Genomic DNA, 20,122 nt, shown 5'->3' with positions numbered 1-20,122 from the left:
GAAGATATTTTATTTATGTATAAGGTAACTAGCAAATTAAAAATTGTCGCTTTCGCTCTGATGATTTTCGGAGCGGTATTAACTGCGGTAGGTTTTTGGCAAATGCCAGGTTCTGAAGAGGAAGTTAAGGAAATGCTTGCGACTGAAGCAGCAGCTCATGGCGGTGGTCATGGTGCGGTAGAGGATAATCATAGCTCAGCAGTTGATGATCACGCGGTTTCTGGACATGCAACTACGTCAGATCATCATTCAGAAGGTCATGCAACAAGTCATGAAGATGAGCATGCAGAGCATGTGTATCACCAGCTATCAAATAAGCCTTGGGCGGCAGTTTATGTAGCTGCATTTTTCTTTTTCATGATAGGTTTAGGAACTCTTGCTTTTCATGCGGTTCAAAAAGCTGCACAAGCGGGATGGTCTCCGGTGTTATTTAGAGTAATGGAAGGTATCAGCAGCTACATACTTCCTGGTGGAATTATAATGTTTGTTCTTTTGCTATTATCAGGTTTCCATATCAATCATTTATTTGTCTGGATGGAAGAAGGTATAGATGTTGTTGGACACGAAAATTATGATGCTATTGTTGCTGGTAAAGTTGGCTATTTAAATGTCCCTTTTTGGTTATTCAGGGCTGGAGCATTTTTAGTAGGTTGGAACCTTTACCGTTGGAATATTAGAAAATTTGGTTTGAAACAGGATGAGGCTAAAGATGGAGACATAGCTTGGTATAAAAAAGGTTTTAAGCACAGCGCAATGTTTCTAGTGTTTTTCATAGTTACGGAGTCTATCATGTCATGGGACTGGATCATGAGTTTTGATCCTCACTGGTTTTCAACTTTATTTGGATGGTATGTGTTTGCTAGTATGTTTGTGTCAGGAATTACGACTATTGCATTGATAACGATTTTCCTTAAATCAAAAGGATATTTAGAGTTTGTGAATGATTCACATATTCATGATTTAGCAAAGTTTATGTTTGGAGTTAGTATATTTTGGACGTACTTATGGTTCTCACAGTTTATGTTGATCTGGTATTCTAACATACCAGAAGAGGTTACTTATTTTGTAACTCGTATCGAAGACTATAATATATTATTCTTTGGTATGGTGGCGATTAATTTCCTTTTCCCATTATTGATTCTAATGAACTCAGATTTTAAGAGAGTTAACTGGTTTGTTGTAACGGCAGGTTTATTCATAATATTAGGACATTATCTCGATATTTATGTAATGGTAATGCCAGCAACTGTAGGAGAGTCTTGGTTCATAGGTTTCCCAGAAATAGGAGCATTCTTATTCTTTGCAGGGTTATTTATATTGTACGTATTCAATACAATATCAAAAGCGCCATTACTTGCTAAAGGAGATCCTTATTTAGGAGAGAGTAAACATTTTCATTATTAAAATTTAATAGAAAACATCTGTAATGACAGCATTTCTAATCATATTTATAGCAGCTTTATTTGCAATTTCAATTTGGCAAATTTCTAAAATAGTATCTCTAGGTAAGGCTCCAGAGCCTGATACCGATGCTGTTGAAGTAGCTAACGATGGAGACAACAAAAGACAAGGTCAGTATATGTTGATCTTCGGTATAGGTCTTTATATTTTAATGATCTATTGTTTCATAGCCTACAACGATTATTTCTTACCAGATGCGGCATCTGCGCACGGTGGTGAGTATGACGATCTACTGTTACTTACTACAGTAGTAATCATGATTGTTCAAGTTTTGACGCAAGGTTTGTTACATTATTTTTCTTACAAATATCATGGTCGTAAAGGTCAAAAAGCATTGTTTTATGCAGATAATGATCGACTTGAATTTATCTGGACGGCAATACCTGTTGTGGTTTTGGCTGGTTTGATTCTATGGGGACTTTTCTCATGGAATGATATAATGGATGCCAATACAGATGATGATCCATTAATTGTAGAGGTTTATGCGTACCAGTTTGGGTGGAAAGTTCGTTACAGTGGTGCAGATAATACCTTAGGTGACGCTAATGTTCGATTTATTGAAGGTGTTAATCAATTAGGTATAGATCCTACGGATGCAGACGGAATGGATGATATGGTAGGCACTGAACTGCATCTTCCTGTTAATCGACCGGTCTTGTTTAAATTTAGAAGTCAGGACGTTCTTCACTCTGCTTATATGCCTCATTTTAGAGCGCAAATGAATGTTGTGCCTGGAATGGTGACACAATTTAAGTTCACACCTACCGTAACCTCAGAGGATTACAAGTCAACTGAATTTATGACTGAAAAAGTTCGTAAGATTAATGAAATACGACGACAAAAAAGTGAGGAGCTAGTTGAAAGCGGAGATGTGGCTTTAGATCCATATGAATTTGAATACTATCTTCTTTGTAATAAAATATGTGGAGCTTCTCACTACAATATGCAAATGAAAATTGTGGTAGAAAGTGAAGAAGACTACAACAAGTGGTTAGAAACACAAACAACATTTGAAACAACTTTAGCTAACGCTGAAAATTAGAATTATGGGACAAGCTATCTCTGTTACTGCAGATCACGGACATGATGAGGAACACCACCATCATAAAGAAACTTTCGTAACTAAATATATTTTCTCTCAAGATCATAAGATGATTGCTAAGCAATATCTTATTACTGGTCTTATAATGGGTGCTATAGGCATTGCTATGTCAGTGCTTATGAGAATGCAGTTGGCTAACCCTGGAGAGCCGAATTTGATTTTTGAAGCCCTATTAGGGAAATGGGCTCCAGACGGAGTTATGGATCCTAATATGTATTTAGCCTTAGTTACCATTCATGGTACTATTATGGTTTTCTTTGTATTAACAGCTGGGTTGAGTGGTACTTTTTCTAACTTTTTGATTCCTTTACAAATTGGTGCTCGAGATATGGCCTCAGGATTCCTTAATATGGTTTCTTATTGGTTATTCTTTATCTCAGCTGCAATAATGATTGGATCTTTATTTGTTGAGTTAGGACCAGCTGCTGCTGGGTGGACCATTTATCCTCCATTAAGTGCTTTACCTGAAGCGATGGGTGGATCTGGATTAGGTATGACCTTATGGTTAGTTTCTATGGCCATATTTATTGCTTCGTCTCTATTAGGTTCTCTTAACTATATCGTTACGGTAATCAACTTAAGAACTAAAGGTATGTCTATGACTAGATTGCCTTTGACTATCTGGGCTTTCTTCGTTACTGCAATTATTGGTGTGGTTTCATTTCCAGTTTTATTATCGGCTGCGCTTCTTTTAATAATGGATCGTAGTTTTGGAACCTCATTTTTCTTGTCAGACATTTACATTAAAGGTGAAGTGTTAGCTCACCAAGGTGGTTCTCCCGTATTATTTGAGCACCTATTTTGGTTCTTAGGTCACCCAGAAGTTTATATTGTATTACTTCCAGCATTAGGTATTACTTCTGAAGTTATAGCAACTAATTCACGTAAACCTATTTTTGGTTATCGTGCGATGATTGCATCGATATTAGCAATTGCTTTCTTATCGACTATTGTATGGGGTCACCACATGTTTATTTCAGGTATGAATCCATTCTTAGGATCTGTATTTACATTTACTACATTATTAATTGCGATTCCATCAGCGGTAAAAGCATTTAACTATATAACCACATTATGGAAAGGTAACCTACAGATGAATCCTGGAATGCTCTTTTCCATCGGTCTCGTATCGACATTTATTACAGGTGGTTTAACAGGTATCATTTTAGGTGATAGTACTTTGGACATCAATGTACATGATACGTACTTTGTTGTTGCTCACTTTCACTTGGTAATGGGTATATCTGCTCTATATGGACTGTTTGCTGGTGTGTACCACTGGTTCCCTAAGATGTTTAATCGTATGATGAATAAGAATTTAGGTTATGTACATTTCTGGTTAACTGCAATCGGTGCTTATGGAGTATTTTTCCCAATGCACTTCGTAGGTATGGCTGGTTTACCTAGACGTTATTATACCAATACGAACTTCCCATATTTTGATGATCTTGCAGATACTAATAAATTGATTACATACTTTGCTATTGCAACAGCCTTGGCTCAGTTGTTCTTTGTTTATAATTTTGTAAAGTCTATTTTCTACGGGAAGAAAGCTCCTGCAAATCCATGGAAATCTAATACGTTAGAATGGACAACTGGTGATAAACACATTCACGGTAACTGGGATGGACCTATTCCTTCAGTTTACAGATGGCCTTATGATTATAGTAAAGTAAACGAAGATGGTGAATATGTAATTGCAGGGCAAGATTATGCTCCACAGCATATACCTCTTCAGGATGGAGAAGAAGAATTGAATCACTAGTATTCATTAATCATATATAAAAAATGCCGCTAATACGATTAGCGGCATTTTTTGTGTTACTATTTTTATCTATGCTTCTCCTCGTGCAGGATAATCTTTATCTTTAATAAAGTCTACCGCCTTAATCACATCTTCTATACTAGGCCTGGCAAATGGCATCGTTTGAATTGAAGAAAAATATAATGTATCGTCTGCATTCACTAGAAACATCCCTGGTTCTGAAAATAACTCTGGTTCTTTGTCACTAATTCCTTCAGAGAAATATAGTCCCCATTCTTCTGCTTTTTCTCTGCTCAATTCATAACCTATCGGTAACTCATCTATGTCCCATTCTTCTCCAGCCTTTTTAGCCCTCTTTTCTGTATCCATGCTTATTCCTATAACATGAATGCCTCTTTCAGTTAGATCGGCTAAATGATTTTTTACAGATTCTAATTGCTTTTTACATACCGGACAATGTAAGCCTCGATAAAATATCAATAAAGTAAAGGAATCTGCCTCCTGTTTGTGTAATGACCATTGCGTGTCGTTGATCAAATTGAGCTCTAAGTTGGGTGCTTTCTGTCTTGGTTTCATAATTTTTATTTTAAAATACGAAAGTGAAGTCTATTTATTCATAAGTCTAACTTAAATGTAGTTAAGCTATTGTTATTCCGCTTTCGCGAAAGCGGAACCTAAAACATCTTTTAACAAATAATGCAGGATAATTATTATGCTGCTAAACTCTTAGGCTGCACAATGAGTAGTATATTTGGAATATGAATGAAAATCTTGACCCTAACGGAAACCATTTTTCAAATGAAGAGCATGATGTAGATAGAGCTTTGCGTCCTTTATCATTTGATGATTTTGCAGGACAAGATCAAGTATTGGAAAACTTGAAGATTTTTGTGGAAGCAGCAAATCAGAGAGAAGATTCTCTAGACCACGCACTTTTTCATGGACCTCCAGGATTGGGTAAAACCACACTTGCTCATATACTCGCAAACGAATTAGGTGTTTCTATCAAAGTAACATCTGGCCCAGTACTGGATAAACCAGGCGATCTTGCAGGATTGCTAACAAATCTTGATGAAAGAGACGTTCTTTTCATAGATGAAATTCATAGATTGAGTCCTATTGTGGAAGAGTACCTTTACTCTGCAATGGAAGATTTTAAGATAGATATTATGATTGAAACTGGTCCCAATGCAAGAACAGTTCAAATCAATCTAGCACCTTTTACTTTGATAGGTGCAACCACCAGATCAGGTTTACTTACTGCTCCTATGCGAGCAAGATTTGGAATTCAATCGAGATTACAATATTATTCTACAGAGTTACTTTCTACTATTGTTACTCGTAGTGCTGAGATACTTAATGTACCTATAGATCATGATGCTGCGATTGAGATTGCTGGTCGTAGTCGAGGAACACCTCGTATAGCAAATGCTCTATTGAGACGAGTACGTGATTTTGCTCAGATAAAAGGAAATGGACATATAGATTTATATATAGCAAAATATTCCTTGAAAGCGCTACATGTAGATGCAAATGGGCTTGATGAAATGGACAATAAGATCCTATCCACCATCATTGATAAATTTAAAGGTGGTCCTGTAGGCTTGACGACTATCGCCACTGCAGTGTCCGAAAGCGCCGAAACTATTGAAGAAGTTTACGAACCTTTTCTGATCCAACAAGGATTTATTATGCGCACACCTCGCGGTAGAGAAGTGACAGAATTAGCCTATCAGCATCTTGGAAAAATTAAACAAAATAACTTAGGAGGACTTTTTGATTCATAATGAAACAAATCGAACAAGTTCCTACGCTCACGTTTCTTGCTAAATCTCGACAGATTTATAAGGATCCTTTGCCTTTTCATAGAGAGAATTTTAAGAAATATGGTAACACTTTTAAAATTAGTCCCAAACCTGGTTTACTCATTCACTTTACTTGTGATGAAAAGTTAACTCAACATATTTTACAGAAGAATCAAAAGAATTTTAATAAGTCTACGCTACAAACGGAAGATTTGGGAAAATACATAGGTCATGGATTGTTAACTGAAAACGGTGAGAAATGGAGAGCAAATCGCAAGCTGATTCAGCCAGCGTTTTATAAAAAATCTATTAGTTCTTTAATGAACGTGATGGATGAAGTGATCCAAGAAGAAATAGGTAAAATAAAAGAAGACGTTGCTACTGATGTCTATGAAATCTTCAATGACCTTGCCTTTAAAGTAGTAGCAAGAAGCCTTTTTGATTTTGCCGATATTGACAACCTGGATTCTAAAATATCCCGACTGCAATACATTACAGAAAAGGCGCAGAAAACTTTAATTAAAGAATTAAGAATCCCATGGATGAAATGGTATTTTGACCGGGAATGGCTCTCTGGTAAAAAAAGCATTCCGCATTCTTTAAGTCTAATTGAAGAGGCTCGCGAGATTTTAAGAAATATTATCAATAACCGTAGGTCTGGAAATAAAGAACCAGGCGACTTGCTCGATATGTTGCTGCACAGCACTTATGAAGATGGATCGCATATGGAGGATGATCAACTTATTGATGAGATTCTCGTGCTCTTTATTGCAGGTCATGAAACTACTGCAAACGCTTTAAGTTTTGCAGCTCAGCTTCTTGCACAACATCCAGAAACCATCACAAAAGCTACTCAAGAACTACAGCATCTAGAAAATGAAAATTTGATGGAAGGTTTGATGTCTATGCCTTACATCAAGCAATGTGTAGAAGAGACCTTGAGGTTATATCCGCCAGCTTATGTTACAGATCGAGTGGCGTTAGAAGCAGATTCTTGCGAAGATGTAGAAATTGAAAAAGGAAGTATTTGGTTAGTTTCTTTTTATGAAATGCACCGCAGGCAAGACCTTTGGGAACGTCCAGAAGAATTCATTCCTGAGCGTTTTGAAAAGGAAAAGGCAAAAAGCTACCGTGATTTCTATTTCCCCTTTGGTGCTGGACCGCGCATGTGTGTAGGTAATAATTTTGCCATATTTGAAATGGTTCTTACCAGTGCACGACTTTTAGAGCGCTTTGAGGTAAAGCCAGTGCACGACACGATTGATTATCATCCTTTGATTACTTTGAAGCCAAGAAATGCACAATTGATATTTAAAAGAAAATAAGCTTCTTCTGGTTAGATTTTTTTAAGAAATTCCGCTTTCGCGAAAGAAACCATGAACCTACTCCTTAACCAGTTTCAAAGTTTGAGAAGCGACATCACTTTTTAGATTTAAAAAATACACTCCTGAAGTCAAAGAAAGAACCTCAATTTTATTATCATTTATATTACCTGATAATACTTGCTGTCCTGAAATATTATAAATAGAATAGGAAGTAAACAATAAATCACCAGTTACTTGAATAACGTCTGTGGCAGGATTAGGAAAAATAGAAACTTGATTAAGGTTTTCTTCATCCATACTTAAAGGAACACCATTACAGTCTTTAGTAGCAAGTCGTGCATACCAGAAGTCAGTAGCACCGTTTCCATTAATTTGTAAAGGAGTTATCGCGGTATTGTTTTGAAACAGCGTACTTCTAAAATAACCGCCAACTACATAATTACCGAAATTATCAGTTGCGATGGCAGTGGCCATTTCCTGGCTTCCTCCTGGGGCTAAAATATCTTCAATTCCAAGAACATTACCACTCGTAGTATTAAAACGCACTATAACAGGATCATCTGCCGATCCAGCTGGTCGAGTAAAAGTCTGACTACCCCAATCTCCTGAAATTTGTAAACCACAGGCAATAGCCACCTCATTACCATTTAATGCTATTTTATATCCTGCTGAAGCTGATGCAAATGTAGGGTTAGTTCCCCAAAGTAAATTTCCTTGACTATCTAGTTTAATTAAAAATGGAGCATATCCACCTATAGTACCAGAGAAATTTGTTTGTGTAAAGGTATGTCCAGCTAACGTATCTGGAGCAGGAAAACCACTATCAACAGCTGTATTTCCTTCTCCAGATATAAAGATATTAGACTGATTATCTACGACTATATGAATAATGCTTGTGCCTTGTTCACCACCAGTGTTTTCAATACGCCATATCTCATTTCCATTGCTTGCGTCTACCGCAGCAAGGGCAGTATAACCTATAATACTTGAGCCTAATAAATTTATATTTTGACTGCCTACCGTAGTTTTATGAACGCTTACGTAATATCTATTTAATGTTTCATCCATTGTAAGGACTGCTGCATATGTTGACCTGCCATTAGTAAACTCTAAATTTATAGGAGTCTGTCCTAAATACGTTCCTTGATCATCAAATCTAAAAATAGCATAATCATCAGTAGCAGTAGTATAAGCGCCGTTGATGTGCGTACCTGCTCCCATAGTCATCAACCAGTGCGTAACGTTATTAGCATCTGTATAATGACCAAAAGTGTAAGATTTTTGAATATCTGTTCCCACCGCTGTATCACGTTGGGGTCTTTGCAGCCATTGAAAAACACCTGTGCTATTATATTTAATCAAGTAAAGATTTTTATTATGAGGACCAGGATCATTTATACCTAAGTTAGAATCAATAATAACATCAGTATCAAAATAACCTGCACTATGAGTACCATTAATTTTAGGTGTCATATATCCTGAGATATAAACATTATCGCTTGAGTCTAAACTTAAATGTTGAGTCAGCTCATCACTATAACCTCCTATTGTTTTTTGCCATCTAAAATTGCCACTACAGTCTGTTGAAAATAAATAAGTGTCATTATTAAAATTAGGTCTATTATAATTGGTAAAAGGGACACCATTCAAATTGGTATTATTACTAGAAACAGTTGCTAGATAATAATAGTTGTTCTGGCTGTCAACAACAATATCCCTTATATGTTCATACTCATTAGTAGAATTAGGATTACTACCAAAGTTGACATCACCACCGCCACGAGCTGCCCAAGTATATTCTTGGGCGTTCACAGATATACTTACTAATAATAGGATAAAGTATAAAATACCAGTTCTTTTCATGTAGCTATTTTTTAATTAAATAGTTTTGTATTAAGATTTTACCATTGCTTTTAATTAACACGATGTATTGGGTAGGCTTAAAGTGAGACATTCCTACTTCTACAGTGTCATTTGTGTTTTTCAACGTTGTGTGGTACATTCTTAAACCGTTAAGATCATAAATTTCTAATTCTACCTGTTGCAAATCTTTTTCAAATAATTCATAGGTAAATGTAGCTTTTTGATCTACAGGATTTGGACTAATTGTTAAACTAGACTTTTCGCTTTCTCTATTTTCATCTTAATTTTTTGATTAGTTGCCTTTCAATATAAAGACTTTATTTAGAATAAGCACAATAACTGTCCACTCAATAATGGAAAACAATTTGTATATAAATTAATGAGGTCTTCTTAAGTGTCTGTTTTTTCGTTTTGGATATATTTGAAATTCCCGCTTTCGCGAAAGCGAAACTTACCACCAATTTTATCATTCATAAAAATGCTTATTATTCATTAAACCTTACATTTGTTTTATAAAATGCTAAGGGATTTATGAGCGAAAAAAGTAAGAGAAGAGAAGCGTTAGTGTACCACGCAAAACCTACTCCTGGTAAAATAAAAGTAGTACCTACAAAAAAATATAGTAGTCAGAGAGATCTAGCTCTTGCTTACAGTCCTGGAGTGGCAGAACCTTGCTTAGAAATAGCAAAAGATAAAACTAACGTTTATAAATATACCACTAAGGGAAATCTCGTTGCTGTTATATCAAATGGAACTGCGGTTTTAGGCTTAGGTGATATAGGTCCGGAAGCTTCTAAACCAGTGATGGAAGGAAAAGGATTATTATTTAAGATTTTTGCAGACTTAGATTGCTTTGACATTGAGGTAGATACTAAAGATGTAGAAGAATTTATAAAGACGGTAAAAAATATCGCACCTACTTTTGGTGGTATTAACTTAGAAGATATTAAAGCTCCAGAGGCTTTTGAAATAGAACGTAGATTAAAAGAAGAGCTGGATATTCCAGTAATGCATGACGACCAGCATGGAACTGCTATCATTTCTAGCGCCGCTTTATTAAATGCGTTAGAACTTGCAGAGAAAAATATAGAAGATGTAAAGATTGTGATATCTGGAGCAGGTAGTGCTGCTATTTCTTGTACTAGTTTATACGTAAAACTAGGAGCTAGGAAAGAAAATATCATGATGTTTGATATCGATGGATTGATCACAAAGGACCGTACTAATTTAGGTCCTGAGCAAATGGAATTTGCAAGAGACATCCCTAAGGTCAATCTAAAAGAAGCTTTAAAAAATGCCGATGTTTTCTTAGGCTTATCTGTAGGTAACATTGTAGATGGTGAAATGTTGCGATCTATGAACGATTCTCCTATCGTTTTTGCGATGGCAAATCCTACACCAGAAATAGATTACGATACTGCAATGGCGTCTCGAGAAGACATTATAATGGCTACAGGACGAAGTGATCACCCTAATCAAGTGAATAATGTTTTAGGTTTTCCATTTATTTTTAGAGGTGCGATGGATGTGCGCGCGACTAAAATTAATGAAGAAATGAAAATGGCAGCAACCAAAGCCATTGCCCAGCTTGCTAAAGAACCGGTGCCTGAGCAGGTAAATATTGCTTATGGAGAGTTGAAGCTTTCTTTTGGTCGCGATTATATCATCCCTAAACCTTTTGATCCTAGATTAATTTCTACTATTCCGCCGGCGGTGGCAAAGGCTGCGATGGAAAGTGGTGTGGCTCAAGAACCTATTTTAGATTGGGAACGATATGAAGAGCAATTGCTTAGCCGCATGGGATCTGATAATAAACTAGTGCGATTATTACTAAATCGTGCCCGTATCAATCCTAAAAGAATTGTATTTGCTGAGGCAGATAATATAGACGTGCTTAAGGCAGCACAAATTGTTTTAGAAGATGGTATCGGAACTCCTATTCTATTAGGTCGTAAAGATATTATAGAAGAACTGATGGAAGAGTTAGGTTTTGACCAGCAATGTCTGATTATAGATCCTAAATCAGATGAAGAAAGTGCGCGTAAAGACCGATATGCTCATGAGTTTTGGAAATTGAGACAAAGAAAAGGTGTTACTGAATTTGATGCTGGTAAATTACTAAGACAACGTAATTACTTTGCTGCAATGATGGTAAAACTAGGCGATGCAGATGCTTTAATAACTGGTGTGGCACAATCTTATCCAATATCTGTAAAACCAATGATGGAAATTATAGGTAAATCTCCAGGTGTAGATAAGATTGCAACAACTAACTTAATGATTACTGCGAGAGGACCATTATTTGTATCTGATACATCTATTAACATCAATCCAGATGCGATAGAGCTGGCTAAGATTGCACAAATGACTGGTCGTACCGCAGCAATGTTTGGTGTATCGCCAGTAATCGCGATGACTTCTTATGCAAACTTTGGTTCTTCCTCACATCCTAATGCTTCAAAAGTTACCGAAGCTGTAAAATATCTACATCAATACTATCCAGATCTAGTGGTAGATGGAGAGCTTCAAACAGACTTTGCGCTTAATCAAGAACTTTTGAAAAGTAAATTTCCATTTTCTAAACTTGCTGGAAAGAAAGTAAACACTCTAGTGTTCCCCAATTTAGAAAGTGCTAATAGTTCATATAAAATGCTGAAAGAATTGAATGGGATAGACTCGATAGGTCCTATTATGATGGGAATGAAAAAGCCAGTTCATATTCTTCAACTAGGTGCAAGTGTCGATGAAATAGTAAACATGGCAGCTGTTGCAGTGATAGATGCACAGCAAAAAGAAAAGCACGCAAAAAAGGCCCAATAAATCTACTTGCGTGCTTAACAATTGATCATTTATATTTTCTTACATTTGATTTCTTAAAATATGTTAAATTATGATTGCACAACTTCAAGGTAAACTGGTGGAGAAAAATATGACTGACGTAGTCATAGACTGCGCTGGTGTAGGTTATCTTGTAGAAATTTCCCTTCATACCTATTCCTTGATTCCAGAAGGTGAATTGATCAAATTATATACATATCAATTAGTTAGAGAGGACGCTCATAGATTATTTGGTTTTGTTGAAAAAACAGAACGCGAGGTGTTCAAATTACTACTCTCCGTATCTGGTATAGGAGCAAATACTGCAAGGACGATGCTTTCTAGTCTAGAACCTAATCAAATTGCACAAGCTATTGCATCTGGTGATGCAAGGACGATTCAAAGTGTAAAGGGAATAGGAGCAAAAGGAGCACAACGTGTTATACTGGACTTAAAAGATAAAATCTTACAAGTCCTCGATAATCCAGAATTAACAGTAGTAGCAAGCAATACTGGGCGAGAAGAAGCGTTATCTGCATTAGAAACATTAGGATATATGCGCAAGCAAGCCCAAAAAGTGGTAGACAAAATACTTTCTTCACAGCCCGATGCAACTACGGAACAACTTATAAAACAAGCACTTAAACAGTTATAAGATTTGAAATATCATACTACTAACTTAAGGTTTGTTGCCTTTATTTTATGCCTTTTGGTTTCCGCTTTCGCGAAAGCGCAAGAACCTTCTGAAACTGCACAAGACACACTTACTGGAGTAAGGTTAGGTACTTTACGATTACCAGATCCGCCTAGTATTACCACTTTATACAAATATGATGCAAATCTAGATCGTTACGTTTACTCTAGTACTTTTAACGGATACAATATTGATTTTCCTTTTATTCTTACTCGAGAACAATATCTAGATCTTGTTTTGAAGCAACAAATGCATGATTACTTTAAGGAAAAGGCGGCTGCCATTGCTGGTAAATCAAAAGAAGATAAAGAAAAACAGAAGGACTTACTTCCTAATTTTTATGTGAATTCAGATTTGTTTGAATCGATTTTTGGGGGAACAGAGATAGACATAGATCCTCAAGGTTCTGTAGAAGTCGATTTAGGACTGTTATTCAATAGATCTGATAACCCTAGTTTTTCTCCAAGAAACCGACAGAACTTAACCTTTGATTTCAATCAGCGTATCAATTTAAGTCTTGTGGGTAAAGTAGGTACAAGATTACAAGTTAATGCAAACTATGACACTCAAAGTACCTTTAATTTCCAAAATCAAATCAAGCTAGATTACACACCTACTGAAGATGATATTTTACAAAGTATTGAAGTAGGTAACGTTGCGATGCCTCTTAATTCCCAATTGATACGAGGTGCTCAAAGCTTATTCGGTATTAAAACTGAATTGCAATTTGGTAAAACTAGAATTACTGCTGTCTTTTCTGAGCAACAATCTGAATCCAGAACAGTTCAGGCTGCAGGTGGAGCTACGGTAAATGACTTTGATTTTTTCTCTTTAGATTATGATGAGAATCGCCACTATTTTCTTTCTCATTACTTTAGAGATAATTACGACACATCTTTACAAGATTTCCCATTTATAAGAAATAACATTCAGATTACTCGAGCTGAAGTATGGATCACTAACCGTGGTAATAGAACACAAGACGTGCGTAATCTTGTAGCAATTCAAGATATAGGTGAATCAGAAGTCGAAAATATAGGTCTTGATACGAGACCTAGTGGGTTTATAAATGTACCTGCTGGAAGTTTTCCAGATAACGAAAACAATGATTTTAACCCAGAAGGAATTAGTGGTGGTGCGCAAACTTTGCTCAATAGTCAGATAAGAGATATTGCTACAGCGCAGCAAGGATTTGGAGGTGCAACGGTAAATGAAGGTTTTGACTATGTTACTTTAGAGAATGCTAGAAAACTTACTCCTCAAGAATATACTTTAAACACGCAATTGGGATATATATCCTTGAGACAACGATTAAATAATGACGAGGTTCTTGCGGTTGCTTTTCAATATACAGTAGGTGGACAAGTATTTCAAGTAGGTGAATTTGCTAATGATGGAGTTGTTGCTACAGATGTAATAGCAAGTCCAAACCCTAATCAACCGCCAGTAAGTAATCAAAGTCTGGTAGTTAAATTACTTAAGAGTAACCTTACCAATGTAAGTGAGCCTATCTGGGATTTAATGATGAAGAATATTTATAATCTAGGAGGCTTTCAATTGACTCCCGAAGATTTTAGATTGAATATCTTTTATCAATATCCGCCAGAGTTGAATTATATCACCGCTGCTGAAGGTACGATGGCTAATCCAGCAGTTGCATTACCAGATGATGTAGATCAAACCACCTTAATACGTGTCTTTAATCTTGATAGATTGAATCAACAAGGAGATCCACAGCCGCAAGGTGATGGTTTTTTTGATTATGTTCCCGGACTTACGATCGATCAAGAAAATGGTAGGATTATATTTACTACGGTAGAACCTTTTGGAAGTCATATATTTAATAAACTAGACAATACTCCAGGAGCAGATTATAACAATCCATCCACTTATAATGCAAATCAAGCGCAGTACGTATATAGAGATATGTATCGTACGACAAAAGCGCAAGCACTACAGAGTGCAGATAAAAACAAATACCTCATTAAAGGAGAATACAAATCTACTGGGCAAGAAGGGATTCCCATAGGAGGTTTTAATGTTCCAAGAGGATCAGTTACAGTAACGGCTGGAGGAAGAACACTACAAGAGGGAATTGATTATACTGTAGACTATCAATTGGGTAGAGTAATCATTCTTGACCAGGCTTTATTAAATTCTAATACGCCGATTCAAGTTTCTACAGAAAACAATTCTGTTTTCAATCAGCAGACAAAACGTTTTACCGGCGTGAATGTAGAGCACAAATTCAGTGAAGATTTTATATTAGGAGGTACATTTCTTAACCTTAAAGAACGACCTATAACTCAAAAATCAACTTACGGTTTTGAGCCTATCAACAACACGATTATGGGAATGAACTTTCTGTACAATACAGAAGTTCCCTTTTTAACTAGACTAGCAAATAAATTACCTAACGTAGATACAGACGTACCTTCAAACCTATCATTAAGAGGTGAGATTGCTTATTTGTTTCCAGGATCTCCAGCGGGAGATAATTTTGGCGGTCAAGCAGCTGCTTATGTAGACGATTTTGAAGGGTCGCAAACCACAATTGATATACTGACGCCTTTCTCTTGGACATTGGCCAGTACGCCAGTCGCTTTTGAAGGTGGAGGAAGCGCAGCAAATCCATTGGCATACAATTTTAGTCGTGCAAAAATGGCTTGGTATTCCATCGACCCAATATTTTATGGCAATCAAAGACCTGCAGGAATAACAGATGATGATGTTTCTGATTACAGAACAAGAAGAGTATTTGTAGATGAATTGTTCCCTAATGTAGATTTACAACAAGGACAGCAGCAAGTCATCAATACGCTAGACATGGCCTATTATCCAGATGAGCGTGGACAGTATAATTACAACCCACAAGCTGCAGGAACAAATATTTTACCCAATCCGGCAGATAGTTGGGGTGGAATAATGCGACAATTTTCAAGTACAGATTTTGAGCAAACTAACGTAGAGTATATCCAGTTTTGGATCATGGATCCGTTTCAATACGATCCAACAAATAATGGTGGTACCATATCGATTAATTTAGGAAGTATTTCTGAGGATATTTTAAAAGATAACAGGAAACAATTTGAGAATGGGCTGCCGGAAGATGGCGGTACCGATCTAACTATAAATACAGCATTTGGAAAAGTTCCAGTTAATCAATCATTAGTTTATGCCTTTGATACTCAAGGAGCAGAACGCGATAATCAAGATATAGGTCTAGACGGTTATAGTGATAATGAAGAGCTTGCCGACTTTGCAGCTTTTGGACCGATAGATCCAGCTGGAGATAATTATGAATTTTTTGTTGCTGCAACAGGAGATATACCAATGAGGTATAAAAACTATAATGGGACAGAAGGTAACTCGCCTACCACAGTAACTCAAGATAATCGTGGTTCTACTACTTTGCCAGATGTAGAAGACATCAACCGTGATAATACAATGAATACGATAGATAGTTACTATGAGTATGATATTGAGATTTTCCCAGGAATGGATGTCGCAACTAGCGAGTACATATTTGATACCAAGGAAGTTCAAAGTACATTACCCAACGGTACAACTATCGATACCAGATGGGTGCAATTTAGAGTGCCATTAAATGATCCTAATCGGGAAGAAATAGGTGGTATTGCAGATTTTAGAGCCATTCGTTTTATGAGAATGTACCTAACAGACTTTGAAGTTGATACATTCTTGAGATTTGGTTCTCTTGATTTAGTTCGTGGAGATTACAGACGTTTTACAGATAGTTTAGATGAGGACGATCCTATAGCCTCCGATGATCCAACAACTTTTGAGGTAGAAGGTGTAAATATCGAAAATAATGAATCTAGATCTCCTATTCCTTATAGATTGCCGCCAGGAGTAGAACGTGAAGAACTAAGAACCCAAAATCAAAACATAAGACAGAACGAGCAATCTCTCGCTTTAAGAGTTTGTGATTTAGAACCAGGAGATGCGCGTGCGGTATTTAAAAATATAAGAATAGACATGCGTCAGTATGAATCGCTTCAAATGTTTACTCATGCAGAGTCTTTAGTGAATGAAATGGCTATTGCAGATGGTGAGTTAGAAGCTTTCATAAGAATAGGAGTTGATTACACTCAAAACTTTTATGAAATTAGGTTGCCTTTACAACCTACTGCCTTTGGAACAGATGTTAGAGAAGAAATCTGGCCGCAAGCAAACAATTTTGATATTGACCTTTCCTTACTTCAAGAAATAAAAGCGAGAGTTTTAAGTGATAATACTTTAAACATAAGCACTCTTAATTTCTTCGATCAAGCAGATTTAGACCCTAGTAGTGCAGGAGAAGAAAATCAACAACAGTACGGAATTAAAGGTAATCCCAACTTTGGAGACATCAGAGCCATGATGATAGGTGTGCGCAATGCAACCTCTAATAATATTTGTGGTGAAGTGTGGTTCAATGAAATGCGTCTAGCGGGATTACAAAATCAAGGTGGTTATGCAGCCGTAGTTAATATGGATGCAAACATGGCAGACTTTGCTAGTGTGAGCGCCACAGGTAGAAGAAGTACCATAGGTTTTGGAGCAATTGAGCAAGGTCCTCAAGAAAGAAGTAGAGAAAATCTAACTCAATACGACGTAACCACAAATATGAGCTTAGGGAAATTATTGCCTCCTAAATGGGGCGTTTCTCTACCATTCTCCTATAGTATTGCAGAGGAAACCATTACACCTCAATTTGATCCACAATTTGAAGACATAGAATTAGAAACACGACTGGACAATGCTGCAAACGATGCTGAGAGAGATGCGATAAGAGAACAGTCAGAAGATTACACAAGAAGGCAAAGTATCAATTTAATAGGCGTGCGTAAGGAGCGTACTGGAGATTCAAAACCGATGCCTTACGATATTGAGAACTTTACTTTTTCTGGCTCTTATAATCAGACAGACCAGCGCAACTTTGAGATAGAAAACTTTCAAGATCAGTCTATTAATGCTGGTGGAACTTATAATTATGCCTTTCCTAAGTTAGAGTTGGAGCCATTTAGGGAATCAAAGTGGTTAAGCAATAAGTATTTACAGTTTTTAAAGGATGTAAATTTTAATCCGCTTCCTAATAATTTTACTGCTGGATTGAATGTTATACGACAGTTCAACACGCAGAAGTTTCGAGACTTACAGTTGGATACCAATCCTGTAGATTTGAATGGTGATGGTATTCCAGATGCTCAAAACATTACACTTGCCCCACTTACAAATCGCAATTTTACTATGAATCATCAGTATGCGATTAACTGGGATCTTACTAAATCTCTTCAAGTTAATCTGTCGGCAAATAACGATCGATTGATACGCAGTTATGTGAATGAAGATGATTCTATTAATGAAGATTACACGATTTGGACTGACTTTTTTGATGAAGGGATTCCTAATTCTCACTCTCAACAATTACAGCTTACTTATAAATTACCTTTTGATAAGTTTCCTTTTCTCGCTTTCGCGAAAGCGAACTACACATACACATCTAACTTTAACTGGACTCGTAACCAGCAACAATTTTTACAGCTAGATGGCATACCGAATTTAGGTAACACGATACAAAATGCAAATACGCATCGTATCAATGGAACTCTGGATTTAGACAAATTATATAAATATGTTGGTCTTGAGAAAAAGAAATTTGGAGCTGCAGCAAATGCAGTTGCAAGGTCTAGAAGTAATGCAAGATCGAGAAGTAGAAAGCCACCTACTCCAGAGGCTGGAAAAGATGCAGAAAACAAGCCGAAGGTTCCTAAAAAGAACTTTGGGAATCAAGCATACAACACGTTAATAGGAATCGTAACTGCTGTAAAGAGAGCTCAAATAAATTATCAGGAAACAAACGGTATCTTTTTACCAGGTTATACTCCTGATATTGGATTCATCGGTACATTGAAGCCTACTTCAGGTTTTGTATTTGGTAGTCAGGCAGAAGTTCGTGATCTTGCTGCAAGACGTGGGTGGTTAACGGTCTTCCAAGACTTTAATCAACAGTATACTGAAGTAGAAACACGCCAGTTAGATTTTAATTTTAGTGTAGATTTATTAAAAGGATTATCTCTTGATATATTAGGTGATCGCCGTTATCAAGAGAACTATACAGAGAATTATAGAGTTGATCCAGATGATTTAACTTACCAGTCTTTGACGCCTAATACGTTTGGTAATTTCAACATTTCTAATTTGATGATAGGTACTGCTTTCCAGAAAAGTACTATAGATGGTTCTCCTACATTTGATACCTTTAGAACTAATCGACTCGCCGTTGCTGAAAGACTTGCTACCGAGTTTTATGGTGGCAATACATTTGCCAGAGATGCAGATGGTTTTCCAGAAGGATTCTCAAGAAATAGCCAGCAAGTATTATTACCAGCATTTCTTGCTGCTTATGAAGGTAGAGATATTGAGAAGCAAGATTCAAATGCCTTTAGGGACATACCACTTCCTAACTGGACGTTAAAGTATACTGGATTAATGAATTTGAACTGGTTTAAGAAACGTTTCAGAAGATTCTCTATCAATCATGGATACCGATCTAGTTATACGATCAATCAGTTTCAAACTAATCTTGATTTTGCCGAAGGTAATGGAGCGCTTTCTTATCAAGAACAGGTAGGTACAAATGCCGTGAACCAAAACGGAGATTTTAAGTCACGTAATCTATACTTTAATATAAATCTTGCAGAACAATTTACACCGTTGATCAAAGTAGATTTTGAAATGAAAAATTCAGTTTCGATAGCTGCAGAATATAGAAAAGATAGAGTGGTGTCTTTAAGTTTTGACAACAACCTTCTTACAGAGATAAATGGTAATGAGTTAATTTTAGGTCTAGGATACCGTATTAAAGATTTAAGGTTTAAAACAAATTTCGGTGGTAGAAGTCGTGTGATAAAGTCAGATTTAAACCTGAGATTAGATGGGTCTATAAGAGATAATGTAACCATTATTAGATATCTAGATCTCGATAATAGTCAAGCAACGGCAGGCCAAACTATTTATGGTCTTAAATTCACAGCAGATTATAATTTGAGTCAGGCATTTACAGCCATATTTTATTACGATCATACGTTCTCAGAGTTTGCTATTTCTACAGCTTTTCCTCAAACTACCATACGTAGTGGTTTTACTTTGAGATATACATTTGGAAACTAAATTTGTTTTAGAATCAAGACTATATTTAATTTTTAGAAAATAATCACTGCTGTGATATTTGAAAGAGTTATTTACTCTTTAAACAGTCGCTATAAATTGAATATATAGCATTCA

The 20,122-nt window shown here is 36.3% G+C and carries 11 protein-coding genes; 8 read left to right on the top strand and 3 right to left on the bottom strand.

The genetic code is table 11. The annotated features are described in order from the left end of the window. Positions 1 to 15: 15 nt before the first annotated feature. The 3 genes from DDD_RS05130 to DDD_RS05120 are packed head-to-tail and all read left to right on the top strand — an operon-like array spanning position 16 to position 4,328. On the top strand, positions 16 to 1,404 hold the full coding sequence (locus tag DDD_RS05130) for a hypothetical protein (RefSeq protein ID WP_015361710.1): 1,389 nt from the start codon (positions 16 to 18) through the stop codon (positions 1,402 to 1,404). Between the two features lie 22 nt (positions 1,405 to 1,426). After that, positions 1,427 to 2,503, top strand: coding sequence for a cytochrome c oxidase subunit II (locus DDD_RS05125; protein WP_015361709.1), 1,077 nt, complete (start codon positions 1,427 to 1,429; stop codon positions 2,501 to 2,503). A 4-nt stretch (positions 2,504 to 2,507) separates the two neighbouring features. Next, positions 2,508 to 4,328, top strand: a complete 1,821-nt coding sequence (locus DDD_RS05120) for a cytochrome c oxidase subunit I (RefSeq protein WP_015361708.1) — start codon at positions 2,508 to 2,510, stop codon at positions 4,326 to 4,328. Between the two features lie 69 nt (positions 4,329 to 4,397). Here DDD_RS05120 and DDD_RS05115 read toward each other — a convergent pair whose 3' ends face one another. Next, positions 4,398 to 4,904, bottom strand: coding sequence for a peroxiredoxin-like family protein (locus tag DDD_RS05115; RefSeq protein ID WP_015361707.1), 507 nt, complete (start codon positions 4,902 to 4,904; stop codon positions 4,398 to 4,400). A 182-nt stretch (positions 4,905 to 5,086) separates the two neighbouring features. On the opposite strand from DDD_RS05115, the gene ruvB reads away from it, so the two are divergent. Together ruvB and DDD_RS05105 are read left to right on the top strand one after the other, a co-directional pair. Further along, positions 5,087 to 6,115, top strand: coding sequence for a Holliday junction branch migration DNA helicase RuvB (ruvB, locus tag DDD_RS05110; protein ID WP_015361706.1), 1,029 nt, complete (start codon positions 5,087 to 5,089; stop codon positions 6,113 to 6,115). Continuing rightward, complete coding sequence (locus DDD_RS05105) at positions 6,115 to 7,458, top strand: cytochrome P450 (protein ID WP_015361705.1); 1,344 nt, start codon at positions 6,115 to 6,117, stop codon at positions 7,456 to 7,458. Before ruvB ends, DDD_RS05105 begins: the two co-directional genes overlap by 1 nt. Positions 7,459 to 7,515: 57 nt before the next feature. Here DDD_RS05105 and DDD_RS05100 read toward each other — a convergent pair whose 3' ends face one another. Both DDD_RS05100 and DDD_RS18395 read right to left on the bottom strand, forming a co-directional pair. Next, positions 7,516 to 9,321 (bottom strand): T9SS type A sorting domain-containing protein, encoded by a 1,806-nt coding sequence (locus DDD_RS05100; protein ID WP_015361704.1) that lies wholly within the window; start codon positions 9,319 to 9,321, stop codon positions 7,516 to 7,518. A 4-nt stretch (positions 9,322 to 9,325) separates the two neighbouring features. Continuing rightward, the gene (locus tag DDD_RS18395; protein ID WP_083892375.1) at positions 9,326 to 9,565 is read right to left on the bottom strand and encodes a T9SS type A sorting domain-containing protein; all 240 of its coding nucleotides are present in this window, start codon (positions 9,563 to 9,565) and stop codon (positions 9,326 to 9,328) included. 287 nt (positions 9,566 to 9,852) lie between these two features. Here DDD_RS18395 and DDD_RS05090 point away from each other — a divergent pair, with 287 nt between their 5' ends. The 3 genes from DDD_RS05090 to sov all read left to right on the top strand — a co-directional run bounded on the left by DDD_RS05090 (position 9,853) and on the right by sov (position 20,008). Beyond that, positions 9,853 to 12,141, top strand: coding sequence for an NADP-dependent malic enzyme (locus DDD_RS05090; RefSeq protein WP_015361701.1), 2,289 nt, complete (start codon positions 9,853 to 9,855; stop codon positions 12,139 to 12,141). A 70-nt stretch (positions 12,142 to 12,211) separates the two neighbouring features. Beyond that, positions 12,212 to 12,793: a Holliday junction branch migration protein RuvA gene (ruvA, locus tag DDD_RS05085; RefSeq protein ID WP_015361700.1), complete on the top strand. Its 582-nt coding sequence runs from the start codon at positions 12,212 to 12,214 to the stop codon at positions 12,791 to 12,793. A 3-nt stretch (positions 12,794 to 12,796) separates the two neighbouring features. Beyond that, entirely contained in the window at positions 12,797 to 20,008 is a 7,212-nt protein-coding gene (sov, locus tag DDD_RS05080) for a T9SS outer membrane translocon Sov/SprA (protein WP_015361699.1), read from the top strand. Positions 20,009 to 20,122: the final 114 nt, after the last annotated feature.

This window comes from Nonlabens dokdonensis DSW-6, assembly GCF_000332115.1.
In the GTDB taxonomy this organism is placed as follows: Bacteria; Bacteroidota; Bacteroidia; order Flavobacteriales; family Flavobacteriaceae; genus Nonlabens; species Nonlabens dokdonensis.
Note: the sequence above shows the minus strand (reverse complement) of the source record. Positions and strands in the feature narration are given on the sequence as shown.

Bases quoted from the DNA above. Each gene is read 5' to 3' on its own strand.
- DDD_RS05130 (WP_015361710.1), top strand. From the start codon at position 16: ATGTATAAGGTAACTAGCAAATTAAAAATTGTCGCTTTCGCTCTGATG.
- DDD_RS05125 (WP_015361709.1), top strand. From the start codon at position 1,427: ATGACAGCATTTCTAATCATATTTATAGCAGCTTTATTTGCAATTTCA.
- DDD_RS05120 (WP_015361708.1), top strand. From the start codon at position 2,508: ATGGGACAAGCTATCTCTGTTACTGCAGATCACGGACATGATGAGGAA.
- DDD_RS05115 (WP_015361707.1), bottom strand. From the start codon at position 4,904: ATGAAACCAAGACAGAAAGCACCCAACTTAGAGCTCAATTTGATCAAC.
- ruvB (WP_015361706.1), top strand. From the start codon at position 5,087: ATGAATGAAAATCTTGACCCTAACGGAAACCATTTTTCAAATGAAGAG.
- DDD_RS05105 (WP_015361705.1), top strand. From the start codon at position 6,115: ATGAAACAAATCGAACAAGTTCCTACGCTCACGTTTCTTGCTAAATCT.
- DDD_RS05100 (WP_015361704.1), bottom strand. From the start codon at position 9,321: ATGAAAAGAACTGGTATTTTATACTTTATCCTATTATTAGTAAGTATA.
- DDD_RS05090 (WP_015361701.1), top strand. From the start codon at position 9,853: ATGAGCGAAAAAAGTAAGAGAAGAGAAGCGTTAGTGTACCACGCAAAA.
- ruvA (WP_015361700.1), top strand. From the start codon at position 12,212: ATGATTGCACAACTTCAAGGTAAACTGGTGGAGAAAAATATGACTGAC.